The sequence below is a fragment of the Aquibaculum sediminis genome (assembly GCF_040712085.1).
In the GTDB taxonomy this organism is placed as follows: Bacteria; Pseudomonadota; Alphaproteobacteria; order Kiloniellales; family DSM-21159; genus Aquibaculum; species Aquibaculum sediminis.
Map to the genome: position 1 here is coordinate 15,787 of NZ_JBFCVK010000008.1, position 20,666 is coordinate 36,452.

Genomic DNA, 20,666 nt, shown 5'->3' on the forward strand with positions numbered 1-20,666 from the left:
GCTGATCGCCCTCTCATGCTGCTCCGTCGCCTCGTCCTGCTCTATGCCGGCCTGCTGCTCTTCGGCTTTTCCTCGGCCATGATGGTGCGCGGCAAACTGGGGCTCGATCCCTGGAACGTGCTGCACCAGGGGCTGGCCCAGCACCTGCCGTTCAGCTTCGGCACGGTGATCATCGGCGTGGGCGCGCTGCTGATGCTGCTCTGGATTCCGCTGCGCCAGCGGCCCGGCCTGGGCACGATCAGCAACGTGCTGCTCGTCGGCCTCGCGGCAGACGCCTCGCTGGCAATCCTGCCGCAGCCGGAGGAGCTGGTCTCGCAAGGCGCGATGCTGATCGCCGGGGTGGTGCTCAACGGCATCGCCAGCGGCATGTACATCGGCGCCGGCCTGGGCCCCGGCCCGCGTGACGGCCTGATGACGGGCCTGGCCGCGCGCACCGGCTGGTCGATCCGGCGGACGCGCACGGGCATCGAGGTCTTAGTGCTGGCGCTCGGCTGGTTGCTGGGCGGCGCGGTGGGTTTCGGCACCCTGCTCTTCGCCCTGGGCATCGGCCCGATCGTCCATGTGGCGCTGCCGGTGTTTCAGGCGATGGTGCGCGAGCCGGAGGCGGGCAGTCAGGCGGGGGCCGTCAGGTAGCTGGAGGGGCGCACCATGTCACCAGATAGGCGCGGCACAGAATCACTAACTCCTCGCAAAGGTCTGCCTGCAGCGCCTCAGGAAACGCTCGAAGACATGGCGCACCGTTCCGAACGGTCACCGGCAGAAAGGTGATGATGGCCAGCGCCAATTTTGTCCAGCGCTGTCCGGGGAGCCTGCGAATATGGCTATAGCGGGGCATCCAATCGCCGCGGGAAGGCCTTGATCAGGGCTTCCGGTCTAGATTTCTCCAATTCGCGCACCCCCAGACATCATACTTTAGCGCTGGCAGGAATATTCCTGGAGTTTTATGTAAACTACATCCCTCTTAAGATTTGGCGCCGCTTGTATAACTTCGCCTAAACAAGCACCCAATTCATGAGGTCGCCAAATTTGGTCAGAGATCACGGCATCCAGCAGTGCAACGACATCAAGAGGGAACCGCGTACATAGCCCAGATTCGAGCAGCATATGTAACACGAAGTGGGGGTGCTCAATCGGTTTCAACCATTCTCGCACTGCAGCAAGGGCCGCTGGGAACTCACCTCTGGCGCTGATCGCCAGACGCGCTAAAGACTCTGCAAGCCGCGGGCTTACACGTTCACGATCTTTAGGCCAAACCTCCTGCCAAAACGGCTGAACTCGGTTCACCCAAAATTCCTCACGTTGATCGGCAGCACCCTCGATGGCCTGGTAGAGGGCTTGAGAAGCTTCCTCTAGACCTTCTTGTGGGAGTGCCGCTATCGCGCGGCGGAGATCATCTACACTGTACCCCTCAATCGGTCCCAGCGCTGCGTAGGTTAAGAACGCTGCAAACTGGTGGCGATGCTCGCCTAGATCAATGTAGCGATTTGCACATTCCAAAAAGTGGGGTTTGAACGCCTCCAACAAAGGCTGATACAAGCGCGGAGACTGAAGGAAGCCTTCCCAAGCGGCCTTGGCTTCGTCCCGGTCGGTTGTCCAATTGAACCGTGGCAGCAGGTTACGCTCGGTCCACACGCGGTCGACGCGGAATAGCGCAATCAGTTGAGACGCCAACAAGACCCGACCGTGACGGAACCGACGAACCCTTACGTCGCACAGTTGCGTAAAAAACTGGCCAATGTCTGCAGGCAGCCCCTCGCCGTCGTTAGGCTCTCGCTTGAACCAGAGGTTAATTAGTGCCTCGGTAACGCGACCGACCGGATGGTTGATCGCCTCCATGACGGGCTGTTCAATTCGGCGACCATCCCCATCTCTGATTCCGACATCATCGTCCAGCGGCAAATTCAGAACACGCTCGCATATGTGCAGTAGGATCGTCTCGTGCCGGTCGATCGACTTGGATGCAACTTCCAACCATCTCGTTACAGCATGCGCAAGCTCTTGCACCACCGTTTCTGGCATACCATCCACCAGTGGCGCGCCAAACCGCCAAGAGCGAGCTACCGTGCCATCCTCGCTCCAGACCTGCAGTGCCACCCCCCAGCGTTCCGTGGGCCACTTGCCGCGACGCGCCAGATCACAGAGAGCGCATAGGCTATGAAAGAATCGGGTTCGACAGACGTCGGGCCAAGTGTCCTCGTAGAGCGGACTTCGGTCGGGCTGTCGCTCGACAAGCCATTGCGCGAGGTCGTGCCGCCTTCGCGGGGCGATGTCGACCACCTGGTTCTCTATAAAATCCGGATCCCCCGTACCTGTCATCCAAACCAGAAATTCCTCTCGCTCATGCGGTTCGAAGACGAGACCCGGATAGGCAACCGATAGCGCCTCGAAGCGCTCGGCCGCTTCCTTACCCAGGACCAAGCCGGAAGCATGAAGTTTGGCCAATCTCAACCAGATGCTGCGATCTCTGATGCTCCGCCACTCCTCCGGTTCCAGATCATCCCGGTATTGCTCACGCGGCGGACCCTGAAGGATAGCTTGTTCAAGACGAAACTGTGCCTTCCTAGGCAAGCGCCGACCTTGCAGCGCCAACAAGCGCATTAGCTCCCGATGCAAATTGGTCGCCCACAACCAACTGCAGTCATCTTTCAGTAGCCAGTCTACCCAATTCTTTGGAGTAATCCCCCCTTCACTGGCGGCGAAAAGACCGAGGCGCTTGAACGTGGGATAGGGCAATTTAAACCAGGCTGCCGCAACTCGCGATGCTCCGATGCCATCAACACGTCGCATTGCCAGCCAAGCATCCCGTAGGAGTTCGATCAAGAACACCCAATCGCGGAGTCGCCGGTTCTGCCAGTGTTGGCGGATCGAGGGCAGATCCCAGTGCGATGGGTCATTACGCTCATCAGCCTCACCCAGTTCTTGCAACAGATCCAACGCATCTCGCAGCAACTGCTGAATGTCCTCCAGCAACGCTGGCAACTCTGGTTGCCACTGCGCATCGAACAAATCACGCAAGGCCGAGTACACATGATCGGCCGCCAGCACTAGTTCCCAGTCCACTCGATGCCTTACGCGGGTGGGTTCGGCAGTGTTCTCGGGCTCGTATTCCCATCGGAACGGCTTGCGCAAGCGCACCTTGGGCGACAGCAGTTCGCGCAGCTCCAATCGCATTGTCGCACTCAAACCTTCGTGCTGCAGCCGGCTCTTCCACGAGAAAAGGTCAACGTCATGCAAAAGCGACTTTACTCGCCCACTTAGGAGCAAACGCCACAGGGTTCGCATTAGGGGTTCGGGGACTGCATTTGGCGCACTGGCACGGATGTCGGCCAACTCGGCCGTCATTCCGTTACGCTCAAGCTGAGCCAGTTCGGCGAGCCGTTGCTCAATCAAAAAGGCCCACCGCACATGAAGTTGGCCACCGTGGTCCGCTATCCAGCTCACGAGGCGTGGGTCATTCAGATGCCGCATAAGCCAGCGCCCGAGTTGAAACATGACATTGTCCCACTGCGAGTGGGAGTTGCCAGCAATGATCAGTTGCATCGGCGGTGCAAGGGGGTATGGGGTCGGGCGGTGGATGAGGCTGAAGCGGAGCTTTTCGTCAACCTGGTCGCACGAAGGCACCCCGAAACGGGCAAGATCAGCGTGCCCGTATCGTTCGAACGTGAATGCATCGAGCAGCCACTCCAGTGAAGGCACCGGATTGAACTCTGCGAAACGCTTGGCCGGCAGCCCGGTCCAATCCGACAAGGCCCACAGCATCCGTCCCACGAAATCATCCTGCTGGGTGCTGGCCGACGGCCGAGCGAGGGCATGTGCCACGACTATGCGCTCCTTGCCCGTTACACCATCACGGTAGGTATCTGCCCAGGCTTGCAATGTCTTGTGCAGCGCCGAATGGTCATTCGTACCGGCAGCCACAGAGTACAGAATTGGCGTGACGCCCTTCGCCTTCCATTCATTGATCTCGCGCGCTTCCTCACCCGGTTCGCAGCCGCCTAGTGCCCAAAACTGCGATGTTACTTCGCCTAACATACGATCTGCTGCCAACGCATCCATCATGTAGCGCAGAACAGGGTCATTGATGCTGTAACCGACGAAGCACACTGCGTAGTTGCGAAACAACTCGCTTACGAAACGGGCTGCCCATCGTTCGGTAAGGTAGGCCAGACCGAAATCACCACTAGTAACTACCAACCGATGCAATGCTATCTGGTCACCACTTCGAGGCATCAGCCCATGTAGATATACTAATCCATCCCAGCGGCTGTCTTTTGGGATAGGCAGCATCGGCGCGGCATACCCGTGGAACCTTTGCCGTGTACGCTTGGCTGCGACGTGAAAGAGGCGGTCAAAGTTAGTAGTCACCAGCCTAAGTGCGCCAGCACGGTTACGCCCAAGTCTCAGCAACGCAGCATGTGTATCGGTGGCACCCTTGCGGCGCAGCTTTGGCTTCAGAACCTGGGTCAGCGCTCGACGCACATCAAGACGCTGCCCGGGAAGACGCCGTTCCAGCAGATCCAAGGTCGCGTCATATCGCTCACTCTCAAATGCTTGTAGCTCGCTCTCAAAGAAAGTGGTTCCGTTTAGCCTATAGATCTCCTCCACTAATCCCTTGTAGCCTGGAAGACCGGCAGGATAGGAAATCCCAGCACCGCAGAAAAATACTAGGCGCCCCTCTTCATGCGCCTGCAACAAGCCGTCTGGAATGTCCGGGCCGTTGGTTTTGAACTGCACTCCCCCTCCCCTGGAACTCGCTTAGTCCCCCATCGTCTATGAGCAACAATATCCGACCCTACGAATACCTTATAGCTCTATCACGGCGCCAATGCTTGGCGCACGCTAGTTATCCGTGTCCACAACGGCGACAACCTCGAACCGAAGCGGTGTGCGGCCAAAGTGCAATGAATTTACGCTCAAAAGTTCCTGAAAACGATCAAGATCGATATCAATAATAACTACAATAACATTGCTGTTTCGGCTCACTTTCTATGATTAAATCAAATTATACTACAATATTACGTTGTGATTTAAATAAGTAATATATAATATTCTCACACATCTTCTAGAAATATTATTACTGTGCTAGTTATTTTTCTGAGATCGCTAGCATATCACAAAAGTCCGCCACTAACTTTATGGTTCTCAGGCAGATTGTCAGCAGTCTCAGCTGCTGCAACCATGTACAAACAAAGCTAACGATGGGTGTGCGCTGTAGGCTTGCGAATGAACTCGCACCTGATCGCGCTAGCGGATACCAGCTGCCACCTCACTCCCACTCAATCGTCCCCGGCGGCTTGCTCGTCACGTCATAGACCACCCGGTTGATCCCCCGTACTTCGTTGATGATCCGGGTTGCCACCGCCGAGAGGAAGGCGTGGTCGAAGGGGTAGGAGTCCGCCGTCATGCCGTCGGTTGAGGTGACGGCGCGGAGCGCGCAGACCTTGTCGTAGGAGCGGGCGTCGCCCATCACGCCGACGGTGCGCACCGGCAGCAGCACGGCGAAAGCCTGCCAGATGGCGTCGTAGAGGCCGGCCTTGCGGATCTCCTCGAGATAGATGGCATCGGCCTTGCGCAGGATGTCGCAGTCCTCGCGCGTCACCTCCCCGGGGATGCGGATGGCCAGGCCCGGGCCCGGGAAGGGGTGGCGGCCGACCAGAGTCTCGGGCAGGCCGAGCTCGCGGCCGAGCTCGCGCACCTCGTCCTTGAAGAGCTCGCGCAGGGGTTCGACCAGGGCCATGCGCATGCGCTCGGGCAGGCCGCCGACATTGTGGTGGCTCTTGATGGTGACCGAGGGCCCCCCGGTGAAGGAAACGCTCTCGATCACGTCGGGATAGAGGGTGCCCTGCGCCAGGAAGTCGGCACCGCCCGCCTTGGCCGCCTCCTCCTCGAAGACCTCGATGAAGGTGTTGCCGATGATCTTGCGCTTTTTCTCCGGGTCGGTGACGCCGGCGAGCTTGCCGAGGAAGAGCTCCGAGGCGTCGCGGGCGACCAGGGGGATGTTGTAGTGGTCTCGGAAGACCTCCACCACCTGCGCCGCCTCGCCGGCGCGCAGCAGGCCGTGGTCGACGAAAATGCAGGTCAGGCGCTCGCCGATCGCCTCGTGGATCAGCACGGCGGCGACCGAGGAGTCGACGCCGCCGGACAGGCCGCAGATCACCCGCCCCTCCGGCCCCACCTGGGCGCGGATGGCGGCGATGGCCTGTTCGCGGAAGGCGGCCATGGTCCAGTCGCCGGCACAGCCGCAGATGCGGTGCGCGAAGTTGGCGATCAGCTTCGCACCGTCGGGCGTGTGCATGACCTCGGGATGGAACTGAACGCCGTAATAGCGCCGGGCATCGTCGGCCACGGCGGCGCAGGGCGCCCCCTCCGAGGTGCCCACGACCCGGAAGCCTTGCGGCAGGCGCACAACGCGGTCGCCGTGGCTCATCCAGACCTGGTGGCGCTCGCCCGGCTGCCACAGCCCCTCGAAGAGCCCGCAAGACTCGCGAATGTCCAGGAAGGCGCGGCCGAACTCCTGATGGTCCGAGCCCTCGACCTCGCCGCCGAGCTGACGGGTCATGGTCTGCTGCCCGTAGCAGATGCCGAGGATCGGAAGGCCGAGCTCGAAGACCAGCTCCGGGGCGCGCGGCGAGCCCTCCGCCGTGGTCGAGGCTGGGCTGCCGGAGAGGATGATGCCTTTGGCGCCGAAGTCGCGGATGCGCTGCGGCTCGGCATTGAAGGGGATGATTTCGCAGTAGACGCCGCTTTCGCGCACCCGGCGGGCGATGAGCTGCGTGACCTGCGAGCCGAAGTCGAGGATGAGGATGCGGTCGGTCATGGGGCTAGATAGCCGATTCCGCCCCGGGAGTCAGCTATGCGAGTCAGCGTCTCTCGCAGCGGTGATACGGGTGTCTTGGCAGGCGGCGCCGGGCGCGCCATGCTGGGTCATGCTCGAACCCTGGATGGCCTGGACGATCCTGATCCTCGGCTGGGTGCTGCCGATGCTCCACATCGCCTTAGCACCGAGCGGTGGCTCCTGGCTGCCGCCGCCGGGCAGCGGCTGCCCGCTGGGCCCGCGCGTCGGCTGGCTGGTGCTGGTGCTGCTCACCGGGCCGCTGGGCTGGCTGGCCTTCCGGCGCGCCCGGCGACGCATGGCGGGTCGGCGCATGGCGGGTCGGGACCTCAAGTCTTGAACAGGTTCTCCACCGTGCCACGGTAGTCGGTCTTGTCGGCGATCTTGGCGCGGACCCTTTCGGCCTCCTGCTCCAAGTCGGCCAGATAGTCGTTCAGCTCCTCGACACCCATCAGGTCCAGGTCGCGCGGCTTCGGCTTGGCCGCACGCGGTTCCAGGTCATCGCGGTCCATGGGGCCCTCCTTTCGCTCCTTCGCTCCTTTGCTCCTTTGCTGGCGCGAGCTTAGACCGGATCGCGTTCAATCTGAACCACAAGCTGAACCACAAAGTTCTGGCGGGGCGATGCTTGTCCACCCGGCGTGCAGGGTCTAAGTCCCTGGGACGAAGCAAGCGCCCGGCCGGGCACGCGACGGATCCGGCGCCGGGACGCTGACAGAACCCAAGGTGCAGGAGAGAGGCCATGAGCGCTTTGCCCGAGACGATGCAGGCAATCGAGATCAAGCAGCCCGGCGGACCGGAGGTGCTGCAGGCGGCGCAGCGGCCGGTGCCGACACCGGGTCCGGGCGAGGTGCTGATCCGCGTGGCCGCTGCCGGGGTCAATCGGCCGGACGTCTTCCAGCGCCAGGGCAACTATGCCCCGCCGCCCGGCGCCACCGACATTCCCGGACTGGAACTGGCCGGCGAGATCGTCGCCTGCGGCGAGGGTGTGCAGTCCTGGTCCGCGGGTGATCAGGTCTGCGCCCTGGTGTCCGGCGGCGGCTATGCCGAATACTGCGTGGCCCCGGCGGCCCAGTGCCTGCCCCTGCCGCGCGGCTTGGGCCTCCTGGAGGCAGCTGCCCTGCCGGAAAACTACTTCACGGTCTGGTCGAACGTCTTCGACCGCGGGGGCTTGCGCGAGGGCGAGGTCATCCTGATCCACGGCGGCAGCTCGGGTATCGGCACCACCGCCATCCAGCTTGCCAAGGCCTACGGCGCGCGGGTCTTCGCCACCGCCGGCAGCGACGAGAAGTGCCGGACCTGTGAGGAGCTGGGGGCCGAAAAGGGCATCAACTACCGCAACGAGGACTTCGTCGAAGCGGTACGCGAGGCGACCGCCGATGCGAGCGAGGGCAAGGGCGCCGACCTGATCCTGGACATGGTGGGCGGCGACTACATCCCGCGCGACCTGCGCCTGCTGCGCCCCGACGGCCGGCTGGTCCTGATCGCGTTTCTGGGCGGCTCCAAGGCGGAGGTCGACTTCCAGAAACTCATGGTCAATCGCCTGACCATCACCGGCTCGACCCTGCGGCCACGGCCCATCTCCTTCAAGGCAGCGATTGCCGCCAACCTGCAGGCCAAGATCTGGCCGATGCTGGAATCGGGTCAGGTGCGCCCCCTGATCCACCGCACCTTTCCCCTGGCACAGGCGGCCGAAGCCCATGCGCTGATGGAAAGCAGCAGCCACATCGGCAAGATCATGCTGACCACCTGATCGGGAAAAGGGCCGGCAGATGGGGCGGGAAGATAAAGCTTGCCCTTTAACCGCCAGCGGCAAGGCTTTATATAGCCGCCCAAGGTTCAATTCCCGATAACCCAGCAAGCGTCACCCTCGGGGGAGGCGCGGCGACGAGCCGAAGGTCGGCCCGGCGCCTGAGGAGAAAGCCATGCAACAATACCCGCTGATGCCCAAGGCCACCGCGGTCTGGCTGATCGAAAACACCGCGCTCAGCTTCAAGCAGATCGCCGATTTCTGCGGCCTGCACGAGCTGGAGGTCCAGGGCATCGCCGACGGCGAGGTGGCGACCGGCATTCAGGGCCAGGATCCCGTTGCCACCAACCAGATCGACAAGGAAGAGCTGGATCTGGCGCAACAGAACGCCAACCACCGCCTGCGCCTGAAGCGTCAGGATCTGCCGCAACCGACCAAGCGGACCAAGGGCCCGCGCTACACCCCGGTGGCCAAGCGCCAGGACAAGCCCGACGGCATCGCCTGGCTGGTGCGCAATCATCCGGAGCTGAAGGATGTGCAGATCGCCAAGCTGATCGGCACCACCAAGACGACGATCCAGTCGGTGCGTGACCGCAGCCACTGGAACTCGCCGAACATCCGGCCGCGCGATCCGGTCCTGCTGGGGCTGTGCAGCCAGTCGGAGCTGAATCAGGCCATCGGCAAGGCCAAGGAAGAGGCCGAGCGCACGGGCCAGATCCCGAACCCGCCGGTCGAGCCGGAACCGGAAGCCCCGAGCGATGCCGGCAACCGCCCGGACCTCTCGATCTTCAAGCTGCCGGAGTAGGCGAGCGCGATCATCGAACCGCTGCGGCAGGCGCCGCGGGGGCCGGTGCGAACCGGGCGGCGCCCTGCCCCTTTGAAAGGCCTTTGACACCGCCCGCGGTCGGATCGAATGCTACAGGGGAAATGACGACGAACGCCACGCCTTCATTGCCCCTGCAGGGCGGCTGCCAGTGCGGCGCCGTGCGCTATCTGCTGCACAGCTGGCCGCGCAAGCCGCACGTCTGCCACTGCCGCATGTGCCAGAAGGCCTCGGGCGCGCCCTTCATGGCCTTCGCGGAGCTACCCCGGTCCGACCTCGTCTGGACCCGGCAGCAGCCGGCCTGGTTCCGCTCTTCGGAAGCGGTGGAACGCGGCTTTTGCCCCGCTTGCGGCACCTCGCTGCATTTCCGCTACGTCGGCGGCGACCAGATCGACATCGCCCTGGCTTCCCTGGACCGGCCCAACCTCGTGGTCCCCGAACAGCAGTTCGGCTGCGAAAGCCGTCTCGCCTGGCTCAACGGTCTGGACAAGTTGCCCGCATCCACAACGGAAGCCACGACGCCGCCCGACGTCCTTGCCACCTACGCCTCCCGCCAGCACCCCGACGAATAGAGTCTGACGAGTAGGGTCTACTGCAGGAAACCCTTCAGTACCGCCAGGGTCTGCTCGGGACGCTCGGTCATGATCATGTGGCCGCAGCCGGCAAACTCCTCCGCCCGGCAGTCCGAGAGCGCCGTAGCCAGTTTGCGGCCGGCCTTGGGCGGCGTCATCTTGTCCTCTGACCCCATCAGCAGCAGAACCGGGCAATCCACGGCCGCCGCCTCCGCCGCGCCGTCGCTCCAGGCATTGCAGGCCGCCAGGTCGGTATAGAGCACGCCCGGCGCCGCCCGCTCGAGCAGCCGATTGCCCTGCCCCGTCAGCCAGGTGCCGGGCAGCGGATGGCCGCCGATGTGCGCGCCCGCCCCGTGGGCCCAGCCGTTGACCATATCGATGGCCGCATGGTCGTTGGCTTCCGCGGCCGCCAGGAGGTCGGGGTGCACCGGCATGCTGGCCGCACAGCCCAGCAGCGCCAGCGATTGCGCCATTTTCGGATGCCGCGCGGCGAAGCTGACCGCCGCCACCGCCCCCATGGAATGCCCGACCAGGCTCGCCCGCTCGACCCCGGCGGCGTGCAGCAGTTCGGCCAGCCAGTCGGCAATCTCGGCGATGGAGTCCAACGGCGGACCCTCGGAACGGCCGTGCCCAGGCAGGTCCAGGGCCAGCACCGCCCGGCCGTGATGGGCCAGATAGCGGCTCTGCAGGGCCCAGACGCTGTGGTCCATCCCGGCCCCGTGCAGGAAGACGACCACCGGCTGCGCGGCATCGAAGGCGACGCCCCCGGTGCCGGCGAACACACGCTTGCCGGCGACCTCCACCTGCACCCCCGCGCGGCTCATGCCGACACCGCCTTGCGCGCGGCCCGCAGCGCCTGCTTCAGATCGTCGATGATGTCACCCGCATCCTCCAGGCCGACCGAAAGCCGGATCATGTCCTCGCCGACGCCGGCGCGCTTGAGGCTTTCGGCATCAAGCTGGGAGTGCGTCGTGCTGGCCGGATGGATGATGAGCGTCTTGGCGTCGCCCACGTTGGCCAGGTGACTTGCCAGCTTGCAGCTCTCGATGAAGACCCGACCGCCCTCGCGACCGCCCTTCACGCCGAAGGAGACGATGGAGCCGGCGCCCTTGGGCAGCAGGCTCTGCGCGCGGGCGTGATCCGGGTGCGATGGCAAGCTGGGGTGCGAGACCCAGGCGACGTCGTCGCTGCTCTCCAGGAACGCCAGGACCTTGTGGGTGTTGACCATGTGCCGTTCCATGCGCAGCGGCAGCGTCTCCACGCCCTGCAGCAGGTAGAAGGCGGTCTGCGGCGCCATTACCGCGCCGAAATCGCGCAGACCCTCGGTGCGTGCACGCATGGCAAAGGCCGAGGGGCCGAACTCCTCGGCGTAGTTGATGCCGTGATAGCCCTCATAGGGCTCGGTCAGGGTTGGGAACTTGCCGCTGGCCTCCCAGTCGAAGCGGCCGCCGTCGACGAGGATCCCGCCGATCGCCAGGCCATGGCCGCCCAGCCATTTGGTGGCGGAATGCACGATCAGATCCGCGCCCAGGTCGAGGGGTCGCGACAGCCAGGGCGTAAGGAAGGTGTTGTCCACGGCAAGCGGGATGCCGTGGCTGTGTGCAATCTCGGCCAGGGCCGGAATGTCCGCGACTTCAAGCCCGGGGTTGCCCACGAACTCCGTGAAGAGCAGCCGGGTTTCCGGCCGGATGGCGGCGCGGAAGGCTTCGCTGTCCCGCGGGTCGACCAGCGTGGTTTCGATGCCGAAGCGCGGCAGGGTGTGGGCAAAGAGATTGAGCGACCCGCCGTAGAGCGCCGAGGAGGCGACGATGTGACCGCCCTGCCCCATCAAGGTGGCAATCGCCAGGAACAGGGCCGCATGGCCGGACGCCGTTCCCACCGCGGCGACACCCCCATCCAGCGCCGCCACCCGCTCCTCCAGGACGGAAACAGTCGGGTTGCCGATTCGCGAGTAGATGTAGCCCGGCCGCTCCAGGTTGAAGAGCGCCGCGGCGTGGTCGGCATCCTGGAAGACATAGGACGTGGTCTGATAGATCGGAACCGCGCGGGAGCCCGTCACGGGATCGGGAACTTGCCCGGCATGCAATGCCAGGGTGTCGAAACTGGGAAACTTGGCGCCTGCCATGCCTTCTCCTCCAGACGGCGTGGAGGTGGAGCATAATCGCTCCCGGCGGCCCGTCCACCCCGTCTTGATCACGCGGGTGACTTGCGCCCTGTGCCGTCGCCTTCCCATTTCCCGTCCATTTTTTGTCCCTAGCGCCGTCATAACCGCGTCACCAAGTAGCGATAAAGGTGTGCAGGTTCGGGGCCGTTGCCGATTGGCGTTGGACCATGGCTGCAGCAGCGGGGCAAAGGGAGACAGGACAGTGAAAACATGGTTACGCCAGGGCGAGGAGCCCCGTTTACAGGAAATGCTGGACGACCCGGTGATGCGCTCGCTGATGGAGAGCGACGGGGTGACGCGCGAGGAGCTGGTGGCCCTGGTACGCTGTCACCCTCTCGTGGGGGAATTGAGGCCACAGTCCTGCGATAAGATGCCCAGCTACGACCATGGCGCGCGCCAGCCGGGCGACCGCAGCCTTGCTCAATCCGAGACCGAGTGCGGGGCGCCGGCCTGAAAATCGGCCTATTGCCCCAGTTCTCCAGGATCCGGAACAGACGGAGGGCCGCTCGCCTCAATCGAGGCGGCGGCCCTCTCTTTTGGATAGCCTTGCCCTGTACAACTTGCCGTGGGAGGGATGCTAAAGGCAGGCTTCACCGAGAATCAAGAGGCAATATGATAAATCTTTATCTATCCTGTGGCTGCCCGGCTCCCAGGTGACACAGGGTTGATCCTCATTCGCCGTCGCTTCTCCCCTTTGCGCCCCTTTTGCGGTTGACCCGGCGCTGCCGGCATGGCTGGAAAGGGCGCATCAGCCTGATTGTACCGTGAGGGAGCCTCTCGTGCTCGACCGCCGCTTCGTTCTGGAGAACATCGACGCCGTCCGCGACAACTGTGAACGTCGGGGAATCCACCTGGAACTTTCGCGCTTCGTCTCCCTGGAGGAGCAGCGCAAGCGCTTGCAGCAGCAGGTCGATGACTTGAACCGCTCCGCCAACGACGTGGCGAAATCCATTCCCAAGGCGGCCAAAGAGGAGAAGCCCGCGCTGATCGAGCAGGGCAAGGCCCTGCGCACCCAGCGCGCCGAGGCGGAGCAAGCACTGCAGGAAGTGGCGCAGGAAGCTGATGCCCTGCTGGGCGCCATTCCGAACATGAGCCACCCCGATTCACCTCCGGGCGGCGAGGAAGACAGCCGCGAGATCGGCCGGGGCAAGACTCCGCTGCCGGCCTACGCCTTCCAGCCCAAGGATCATGTGGAACTCGGCGAAGCGCTCGACCTCATCGACCTGGAGGCCGGCGCCAAGGTTGCTGGCCACGGATTCTACTTCCTGCGCAACGAGGCGGTGCTGCTCGACATGGCGCTGCAGAGCTTTGCGCTGCACCGCCTGGTCCAGGAAGGCTTCACCCTGGTCTCCACGCCCGACATGGCGCGCAACGAGGTCTTGGCCGGCACGGGATTCGTGCCGCGTGGGCCGGAGACACAGATCTACTCCATTGCCGACAGCGAGCTGTCTCTCATCGCCACGGCCGAGATCACGCTGGCAGGCATGCTCGCCGGTGAGATCTTGGAAGAGGCGAACCTGCCGATCCTGCTCTGCGGCCTCAGCCACTGCTTCCGCACCGAGGCGGGCGCGCACGGCCGCGCCTCGCGCGGGCTCTACCGAGTACATCAGTTCACGAAGGTGGAGATGTTCGCCTTCACCACGCCCGACGCCAGCGCGGCCATGCACGAGAGGCTCAAGGACATCGAGTGCCAACTGTTCGACGACCTGGGCATCCCCTACCGCATTCTCGACATCGCCACCGGTGACCTGGGCGCCCCGGCCTATCGCAAGTACGACCTGGAGGCATGGATGCCCGGCCGCGGCGAGGCTGGCGAGTTCGGCGAGGTGACCAGCACCTCCAACTGCACCGACTATCAGGCCCGCCGCCTCAACATCCGCTACCGCCCACAGGGCGGGGGCCGGCCGCAGCACCTGCACATGCTCAACGGGACGGCGGTCGCCACCAGCCGCGCCCTCATCGCCGTGCTGGAAAACTACCAGCAGGCCGACGGCTCCATCCAGGTGCCCGAGATGCTGCGTCCCTATGTGGGCAAGGACGTGATCGGCCCGAAGGAATGATCGGCCGGAAAGCGCTCCTCCGGGGCAGCTGCCAGAACGGGCGGGAGACGCCCGGAGGAGCGCTGCGCGCGCTAAACCAGAGTCACCGCGCCGGTGGCGATATCGTAGACTCCACCGATGACCTTGAGCCGGCCTTCGCCGACCAGGCGCGCCATGATCGGATCGCTTTGCTCGACCTTGCGGACGTTGTAGCGCACGTTCTCGATGGTCGCCTCGGCCAAGAGGTCTTCCGGCTCATTGGCGATGGCGATCTCGACCCCGGGCTTCAGGTTGTTGACCAGTCCCGGCAGGCTCCCCGGCAGTTCGATCCCATCCTGGATCACGCCGATCGTCGCGGCCACCGCACCGCAGCCAGAGTGGCCCAGCACCAGGATGAGCGGGATTCCCAGCACCTCCGCACCGAACTCGAGGCTGGCCAGTCCGTCTTCGTTGACGAAGTTGCCGGCCACACGCACGACGAACAGATCCCCCAGCCCCTGATCGAAAGCGATTTCCGGGGCGAGGCGCGAGTCGGCGCAGCTCAGGACCGCGGCAAAGGGATGCTGGGCCGCGGCCCGCGCCGCTCGCCCGGCCGAGAAGTCGGTATTTTGCCCGGCATTGGCAATATAGCGCTCGTTGCCCTCGATCAGACGCCGTTGTGCGGCGTCGGGACTCAAGGGTTCGGCGGTTGAAGCGCTATCCTGGGCCATTGCCGGCGAAGACGGCATCGCTGTGGCGGCCAGCAGTCCACCGACCGCAAGCCCGAGCCCGGCCGCTCCCTGATCAAGGAAACGACGACGCGCCGGATCAAAGGAACCATCTTGGTTGCACATATCAGATTCTCCCCCCAATTGTAAAAAGTTGTGAAAGTAGCAAAAATCACCAGCGGAAAGCTGTTTTTAGGAATCTAATCAATAACTGCAATAACCATACAACAGTACTTTTTAATACTGCAACTTCATAGCAGTAGAGAGAAATAATTTTTCGACAGAGATTTTCGTTGATGCGGCAAGGGAAGACCTCCGGGTCATGCCGGCGTCGCTCGTAGCGCTGCTCGACGGCACCGAAACAGTCGCTGAGCCGGTGCGCCGCGACGGCCAGCAGCAGCAACCCACAGCCGCCTCCGATAGCAAATCATCCAACGCCCGAACCGTGTCCGGGAGCCAAAGGAGCAGCATCAACGCAGCACGGTACCGGCGGCCGCACGAACCGCTTCCCGGATCAGTCCGTTGCGCGGCGGGTCGGCCAGGGTGGTGAACCAATGCTCCGGCGGTTTGCGACCGCGGCTGTGGTGCCACTTCAGGTCCCGCAGCACCGCCTCCGCCGCCGGCGGCAGGCGCTCCGGTACGGCTTCTCCCGCCAGGGTCGCCCAGACACCGGTCCAGGCGCGAGCGACGGACCAGGGATTGTAGCCGCCACCGCCGAGCACCAGGAGTCGCGGCCCCAGACCGGCGACCGCAGCGACCACCCGCCAGAGCGCCGTGTTCGACAGTGCGAGCTTCGACTGGGGATCCTCCTCCAGTGCGTCGGCACCGCATTGCAGAACGATCGCCGCCGGCTCGAAGCGCTCGATCAGCGGCAGCACCGCAGCCTCCATCAGGAAAGCCATCTCCGCATCGTTGAACCCCGGCGGAACCGGCAGGTTGCGCGCGTTGCCACCGCCCCTGTCCATCAGATCGCCCTGCCCGCCGGAGCACATCGGCCAGCGGTCGGCCTCGTGGATCGAGCAGGTGAAGACCCGCGGTTCCTCCTCGAAGGCGGCTTGGACGCCGTCGCCGTGGTGAGCGTCTACGTCGAGATAGAAGACCCGCTCTATGCCTGAATCCAGTAGCGCGAGGATCGCCAGCGCAGGATCGTTGAAGTAGCAGAAGCCGCTGGCCCGGGCGCGACGTCCGTGATGGGTACCGCCGGCGGGGCTGTAGACCGGCACCCCGCCGGCGACCAGCGAGGCCCCAAGGAGGGAGCCGCCGCAGGCCGTCGCCGGCCGGCGGAAGATCTCGGGAAAGACGGGATTGCCGTTGGCCCCCAGGCCGAAGCGTGCGCGCACCTCGTCGGATACCGCCTGATCGGCCTCCGCCGTGAGCACCGCGGCCACGTAGTCCGGATCATGGAAGCGAGCGAGTTGGGCCGGGGTCGCCCGAGGACTCTCGAGATAGCGCTCCGCAGGCAGCCAGCCGAGCGCGCGACAGAGGTCGATACAGGTCGAAACCCGCGGGATCGCGAGCGGGTGCTTCCCGCCGTAGCTGGAGCGCCGATAGATCTCGTGGCCGATGAAGCGGGGGGTGGGGAACATCGGCGGCTCGCCCCTTCGGCCCATGCATCCGGGAGAGGCCCGGCGCGAAGACCCTTCCGTTTCGAGAGCCCGTCCGATCACCCTCAAATCGCTGTGATCGGTGAAGCGATCTCTATTGCATTGTCCTAGAGGGCGATCGACCGAGCGGATCGCGCTCTAGGCAACCGCCGGCTCGCCCAGCGCCGCCTCGATCGCCTGCAGCGCCGCTTCCGCCTGACTGCCGTCGGGCCCGCCGGCCTGGGCCATGTCCGGACGGCCGCCGCCGCCTTTCCCGCCCAGGGCCGCCGCACCGACGCGCACAAGGTCCACGGCGGAAAAGCGCGGTGTCAGGTCGTCGGTCACGCCCACGACGATGGAAGCCTTGCCGTCATTGACGGCGATCAGCGCTGCGATACCGGAGCCGAGCTGCTTCTTCAGATCGTCGGCCATGGGCTTGAGGTCCTTTGCCGGCATGTCTTCGAGCACCCGGGCGGCCACGCGCACGCCGGCCACCTCCCGGCTGCTGGGGCCGCCGCTCAAGCCGCCACCGGCGGCCAGCTTGCGGCGGGTTTCTGAGAGCTCACGCTCCAGCCTGCGGCGCTCTTCGAGCAGCGAGACGATCCGTCCCGGCAGGGAGTCCGGCGTGGCGCGCAGCGCGCCCGCCGCCTCCTCGAGCAGAGTCTCCTGCTGCTCGACCCAGTCCAGCGCGGCCTTCCCGGTCACGGCCTCGATGCGCCGCACGCCGGATGCCAGAGCCTGCTCGGACACGATCTTGAAGAAGCCGATGTCGCCCACGCGGCGCACATGGGTTCCGCCGCAGAGTTCGGTGGAGAAGGTCCGGCCCTCGCCCTTCTGGTCGTCGAGCCCGCCCATGGACACGACGCGGACCTCCTCGCCGTACTTCTCGCCGAAAAGGGCCAGGGCGCCGGCCTCGATGGCCTCATCCGGTGTCATGAAGCGGGTCTGCACCGCGGCATTGTTGCGGATGCGCTCATTCACCATGCCCTCAATGGCGTGCAGGTCCTCGCGCGTCAGCGGGCGCGGATGCGAGAAATCGAAGCGCAGGCGGTCCGGTGCGACCAGCGAGCCCTTCTGGGTCACATGCTCGCCCAGACGCCGGCGCAGGGCCTCGTGCAGCAGATGGGTGGCCGAGTGGTGCGCCCGCAGGGCCGCACGCCGCTGGCCATCAACACGCAACTCGACTGCCTGCCCGACCTTCAGCGTGCCGCGAACGACGGTGCCATAGTGGACGTGCAGGTCGCCCGGCTTCTTCTGGGTGTCACGGATGGCGACTTCCAGGCCGTCGGCGGCAAAGGCGATGCCGCTGTCACCCTGCTGTCCGCCGCTTTCGGCGTAGAAGGGGGTCTGGTTGGTCAGGAGGGCCACTTCGCTGCCGGCCTCGGCGCTTTGCACCTCGTCACCGTCGATCACCAGGGCTGTGACCACGCCTTCCGCGCTCTCGGCCTCATAGCCGAGGAACTCGGTGGCGCCGATCCGGTCATACAGAGTGAACCAGAGCGCCTCGGTCGCCGAATCGCCGGAGCCGGCCCAGGCGGCGCGGGCCGCGGCGCGCTGGCGCTCCATGGCCTCGTCGTAGCCGGGCAGATCGACCGAGCGCCCCTGGCCGCGCAGGATGTCCTGGGTGAGATCCAGCGGGAAGCCGAAGGTGTCGTAGAGCTTGAAGGCCACCTCGCCCGGCAGCGGTGCTTCGCCCGGCAGCTTGCCGCTCTCCTCGTCCAGCAGCTTGAGCCCGCGGCCCAGCATGTCCTTGAAACCGCTTTCCTCGAGCTTGAGGGTCTCCTCGATCAGCGGCTGCGCGCGCTTCAGCTCAGGGAAATGCCCGCCCATCTGGTGCACCAGCGCCGGCACCAGGCGCCAGATCATGGGCTCGCGGCAGCCCAGCAGGTGCGCGTGGCGCATGGCCCGGCGCATGATGCGACGCAGCACGTAGCCGCGGCCTTCGCGCGCCGGCAGCACCCCGTCGGCGATCAGGAAGGAGGCGGCGCGCAGGTGGTCGGCGATGACACGGTGGCTGACGGCACGCTCGCCGTCCGGCGCCACACCGCTCGCCTCCGCCGAGGCCTCGATCAGCGCGCGCATCAGATCGATGTCGTAGTTGTCGTGCTTGCCCTGCAGCACCGCGGCCACCCGCTCCAGCCCCATGCCGGTGTCGATGGAGGGTCGCGGCAGGTCGCGACGGTCATCAGCCGCAACCTGCTCGTACTGCATGAAAACCAGGTTCCAGATCTCGATGAAGCGGTCGCCGTCCTCGTCGGGGCTACCCGGCGGCCCGCCGGGGATGCCTTCGCCGTGATCGAAGAAGATCTCGGAGCAGGGACCGCAGGGGCCCGTGTCGCCCATGGCCCAGAAGTTGTCTGAGGTGGCGATGCGGATGATGCGCGAGTCCGGAAGCCCGGCAATCTTCTTCCAGAGATCGAATGCCTGGTCGTCCTCGGCATAAACCGTCGCCAGCAGACGATCGGCCGGCAGTCCGAATTCCTTGGTGATCAGGTTCCAGGCCAGTTCGATCGCCTGGTCCTTGAAATAGTCGCCGAAGGAGAAGTTCCCCAGCATCTCGAAGAAGGTGTGGTGGCGCGCCGTGTAGCCGACGTTTTCCAGATCGTTGTGCTTGCCGCCGGCCCGCACGCACTTCTGGGAGGTCACCGCCCGCTGATAGGGCCGCTGTTCCGCGCCGGTGAAGACGTTCTTGAACTGCACCATGCCGGCGTTGGTGAAGAGCAGCGTCGGGTCGTTGCGCGGCACCAGCGAGGAGGACTCCACCTCTTCGTGGCCGTGCTTGACGAAGTAGTCGAGGAAATGACGACGAATCTCGTTGGCGCTGGTCATGGGCTCTCACGTCCGAATGGCATGGCGGCGCGCTTCCTGGCGCCGGCCTCGCTCAAGGACATGGCCGCAGGACGCTGTCGGCGCAAGAGGTCGCGCGGTCGGCGGTTGTAGCGCGCAGGGCCAGCGCTGTCCATGGCGCCTTCACCAACGCTGGCAGACACAGAGAAATGCGGTTACGCGCGTGACGCAACCGCACCACTGCATTCAGTCTTCCTCGCTGCCCACGGGCTCCGCCAGCATGGCATCGGCCACCAGGCCGGCATTGGCCCGCACGGCCTGCTCGATGGTGGCGGCAGTGTCGGTGTTCTCCTTCAGGAAGCGCCGGGCATTCTCCCGCCCCTGGCCGATGCGCTGGCCGGAGTGGGAGTACCAGGAGCCCGACTTCTCGACCACGCCGGCCTGCACGCCCAGGTCCAACAGTTCGCCGGTCTTGGAGATACCTTCGCCGTACATGATGTCGAACTCGACCTGCCGGAAAGGCGGCGCCATCTTGTTCTTCACCACCTTCACGCGGGTCTGGTTGCCGACGATATTGTCGCGATCCTTGAGCGAACCAATGCGCCGGATGTCAAGGCGCACCGAGGAATAGAACTTGAGCGCGTTGCCGCCGGTGGTGGTTTCCGGGCTGCCGAACATCACGCCGATCTTCATGCGGATCTGGTTGATGAAGACGACCAGGCAGTTGGAGCGGGAAATGGAGGAGGTGAGCTTGCGCAGCGCCTGACTCATCAGCCGCGCCTGCAGGCCGGGCAACTGGTCACCCATATCGCCCTCGAGTTCGGCCCGCGGCACCAGGGCTGCGACCGAATCCACGACGAGCACGTCGATGGCCCCGGAGCGCACCAGCGTGTCCGCAATCTCCAGCCCCTGCTCGCCCGTGTCGGGCTGGGAGATCAGCAGGTTGTCGATGTTGACGCCGAGCTTGGTGGCATAGATCGGATCCAGCGCATGCTCCGCATCGACGAAAGCACAGGTGCCGCCGGCCTTCTGCGCCTCGGCGACCACATGCAGCGCCAGTGTCGTCTTGCCCGAAGACTCCGGACCGTAGATCTCGACGACACGCCCACGCGGCAGGCCGCCGATGCCCAGGGCAATGTCCAGCCCCAGGGATCCGGTGGAAACGGTGGGGACCTCCACCACTTCGCGCTGCCCCAGCCGCATGATCGAGCCTTTGCCGAACGCGCGCTCGATCTGGCTCAGTGCGGCGTCCAGGGCCTTGGTCTTTTCGCTGCTTTCCTTAGTCACGAGCTGTAATGCCATCTCTGCCATGGGTGCGGACCCCCTTATCCCACGCGACCGAAGCCGCTGCAATGGGAGGACAGTACCGTTTTTGTTCTGAGACGGCAAACGAAAAAGAACAATAGTAGAAC

General features: G+C 64.7%; 17 protein-coding genes. 7 read left to right on the forward strand and 10 right to left on the reverse strand.

The features are described from left to right. The first annotated feature begins 15 nt into the window (after nucleotides 1-15). Nucleotides 16-633, forward strand: coding sequence for a membrane protein YczE (gene yczE, locus ABZ720_RS13375; RefSeq protein WP_366556031.1), 618 nt, complete (start codon nucleotides 16-18; stop codon nucleotides 631-633). A 279-nt stretch (nucleotides 634-912) separates the two neighbouring features. Here the strand turns inward: yczE and dsr1 are convergent, their stop codons facing one another. Together dsr1 and guaA are read right to left on the reverse strand one after the other, a co-directional pair. Continuing rightward, nucleotides 913-4,734, reverse strand: a complete 3,822-nt coding sequence (gene dsr1, locus ABZ720_RS13380; protein WP_366556032.1) for an anti-phage defense-associated sirtuin Dsr1 — start codon at nucleotides 4,732-4,734, stop codon at nucleotides 913-915. A gap of 532 nt (nucleotides 4,735-5,266) precedes the next feature. Further along, nucleotides 5,267-6,817, reverse strand: a complete 1,551-nt coding sequence (guaA, locus tag ABZ720_RS13385) for a glutamine-hydrolyzing GMP synthase (protein ID WP_366556033.1) — start codon at nucleotides 6,815-6,817, stop codon at nucleotides 5,267-5,269. A gap of 109 nt (nucleotides 6,818-6,926) precedes the next feature. Here guaA and ABZ720_RS13390 point away from each other — a divergent pair, with 109 nt between their 5' ends. Next, complete coding sequence (locus ABZ720_RS13390; protein WP_366556034.1) at nucleotides 6,927-7,172, forward strand: hypothetical protein; 246 nt, start codon at nucleotides 6,927-6,929, stop codon at nucleotides 7,170-7,172. Here ABZ720_RS13390 and ABZ720_RS13395 read toward each other — a convergent pair. Beyond that, nucleotides 7,162-7,344 carry a DUF1192 domain-containing protein gene (locus ABZ720_RS13395; protein ID WP_366556035.1) on the reverse strand — a complete coding sequence of 61 codons (183 nt, stop codon included), beginning with the start codon at nucleotides 7,342-7,344 and terminating at the stop codon, nucleotides 7,162-7,164. The two genes, ABZ720_RS13390 and ABZ720_RS13395, sit on opposite strands and share 11 nt — an antisense overlap. Before the next feature lie 227 nt (nucleotides 7,345-7,571). On the opposite strand from ABZ720_RS13395, the gene ABZ720_RS13400 reads away from it, so the two are divergent. From ABZ720_RS13400 to ABZ720_RS13410, 3 genes are all read left to right on the forward strand, one after another. Next, nucleotides 7,572-8,582: an NAD(P)H-quinone oxidoreductase gene (locus ABZ720_RS13400; protein ID WP_366556036.1), complete on the forward strand. Its 1,011-nt coding sequence runs from the start codon at nucleotides 7,572-7,574 to the stop codon at nucleotides 8,580-8,582. A gap of 172 nt (nucleotides 8,583-8,754) precedes the next feature. Next, entirely contained in the window at nucleotides 8,755-9,384 is a 630-nt protein-coding gene (locus ABZ720_RS13405; protein ID WP_366556037.1) for a DUF1013 domain-containing protein, read from the forward strand. 122 nt (nucleotides 9,385-9,506) lie between these two features. After that, complete coding sequence (locus ABZ720_RS13410; RefSeq protein WP_366556038.1) at nucleotides 9,507-9,974, forward strand: GFA family protein; 468 nt, start codon at nucleotides 9,507-9,509, stop codon at nucleotides 9,972-9,974. A 17-nt stretch (nucleotides 9,975-9,991) separates the two neighbouring features. On the opposite strand, the gene ABZ720_RS13415 is transcribed toward ABZ720_RS13410, so the two are convergent. Together ABZ720_RS13415 and ABZ720_RS13420 are read right to left on the reverse strand one after the other, a co-directional pair. Then, nucleotides 9,992-10,798 carry an alpha/beta fold hydrolase gene (locus ABZ720_RS13415; protein WP_366556039.1) on the reverse strand — a complete coding sequence of 269 codons (807 nt, stop codon included), beginning with the start codon at nucleotides 10,796-10,798 and terminating at the stop codon, nucleotides 9,992-9,994. Then, on the reverse strand, nucleotides 10,795-12,099 hold the full coding sequence (locus ABZ720_RS13420) for an O-acetylhomoserine aminocarboxypropyltransferase (RefSeq protein WP_366556040.1): 1,305 nt from the start codon (nucleotides 12,097-12,099) through the stop codon (nucleotides 10,795-10,797). Before ABZ720_RS13420 ends, ABZ720_RS13415 begins: the two co-directional genes overlap by 4 nt. A 241-nt stretch (nucleotides 12,100-12,340) precedes the next feature. Between ABZ720_RS13420 and ABZ720_RS13425 the strand changes: the two genes are divergently transcribed. Together ABZ720_RS13425 and serS are read left to right on the forward strand one after the other, a co-directional pair. Beyond that, complete coding sequence (locus ABZ720_RS13425; protein ID WP_366556041.1) at nucleotides 12,341-12,592, forward strand: hypothetical protein; 252 nt, start codon at nucleotides 12,341-12,343, stop codon at nucleotides 12,590-12,592. 325 nt (nucleotides 12,593-12,917) lie between these two features. Then, entirely contained in the window at nucleotides 12,918-14,198 is a 1,281-nt protein-coding gene (gene serS, locus ABZ720_RS13430) for a serine--tRNA ligase (RefSeq protein ID WP_366556042.1), read from the forward strand. Between the two features lie 71 nt (nucleotides 14,199-14,269). Here the strand turns inward: serS and ABZ720_RS13435 are convergent, their stop codons facing one another. From ABZ720_RS13435 to recA, 5 genes are all read right to left on the reverse strand, one after another. Next, nucleotides 14,270-15,010 carry a carbonic anhydrase gene (locus ABZ720_RS13435; protein WP_366556043.1) on the reverse strand — a complete coding sequence of 247 codons (741 nt, stop codon included), beginning with the start codon at nucleotides 15,008-15,010 and terminating at the stop codon, nucleotides 14,270-14,272. A 46-nt stretch (nucleotides 15,011-15,056) separates the two neighbouring features. Beyond that, nucleotides 15,057-15,287, reverse strand: coding sequence for a hypothetical protein (locus tag ABZ720_RS13440; RefSeq protein ID WP_366556044.1), 231 nt, complete (start codon nucleotides 15,285-15,287; stop codon nucleotides 15,057-15,059). A 67-nt stretch (nucleotides 15,288-15,354) separates the two neighbouring features. Beyond that, the gene (locus ABZ720_RS13445) at nucleotides 15,355-16,470 is read right to left on the reverse strand and encodes an acetoin utilization protein AcuC (protein WP_366556045.1); all 1,116 of its coding nucleotides are present in this window, start codon (nucleotides 16,468-16,470) and stop codon (nucleotides 15,355-15,357) included. Nucleotides 16,471-16,626: 156 nt separating this feature from the next. Then, nucleotides 16,627-19,296, reverse strand: a complete 2,670-nt coding sequence (alaS, locus tag ABZ720_RS13450; protein WP_366556046.1) for an alanine--tRNA ligase — start codon at nucleotides 19,294-19,296, stop codon at nucleotides 16,627-16,629. A gap of 204 nt (nucleotides 19,297-19,500) precedes the next feature. Further along, nucleotides 19,501-20,565 (reverse strand): recombinase RecA, encoded by a 1,065-nt coding sequence (gene recA / locus ABZ720_RS13455; RefSeq protein ID WP_366556047.1) that lies wholly within the window; start codon nucleotides 20,563-20,565, stop codon nucleotides 19,501-19,503. Nucleotides 20,566-20,666 lie beyond the last annotated feature (101 nt).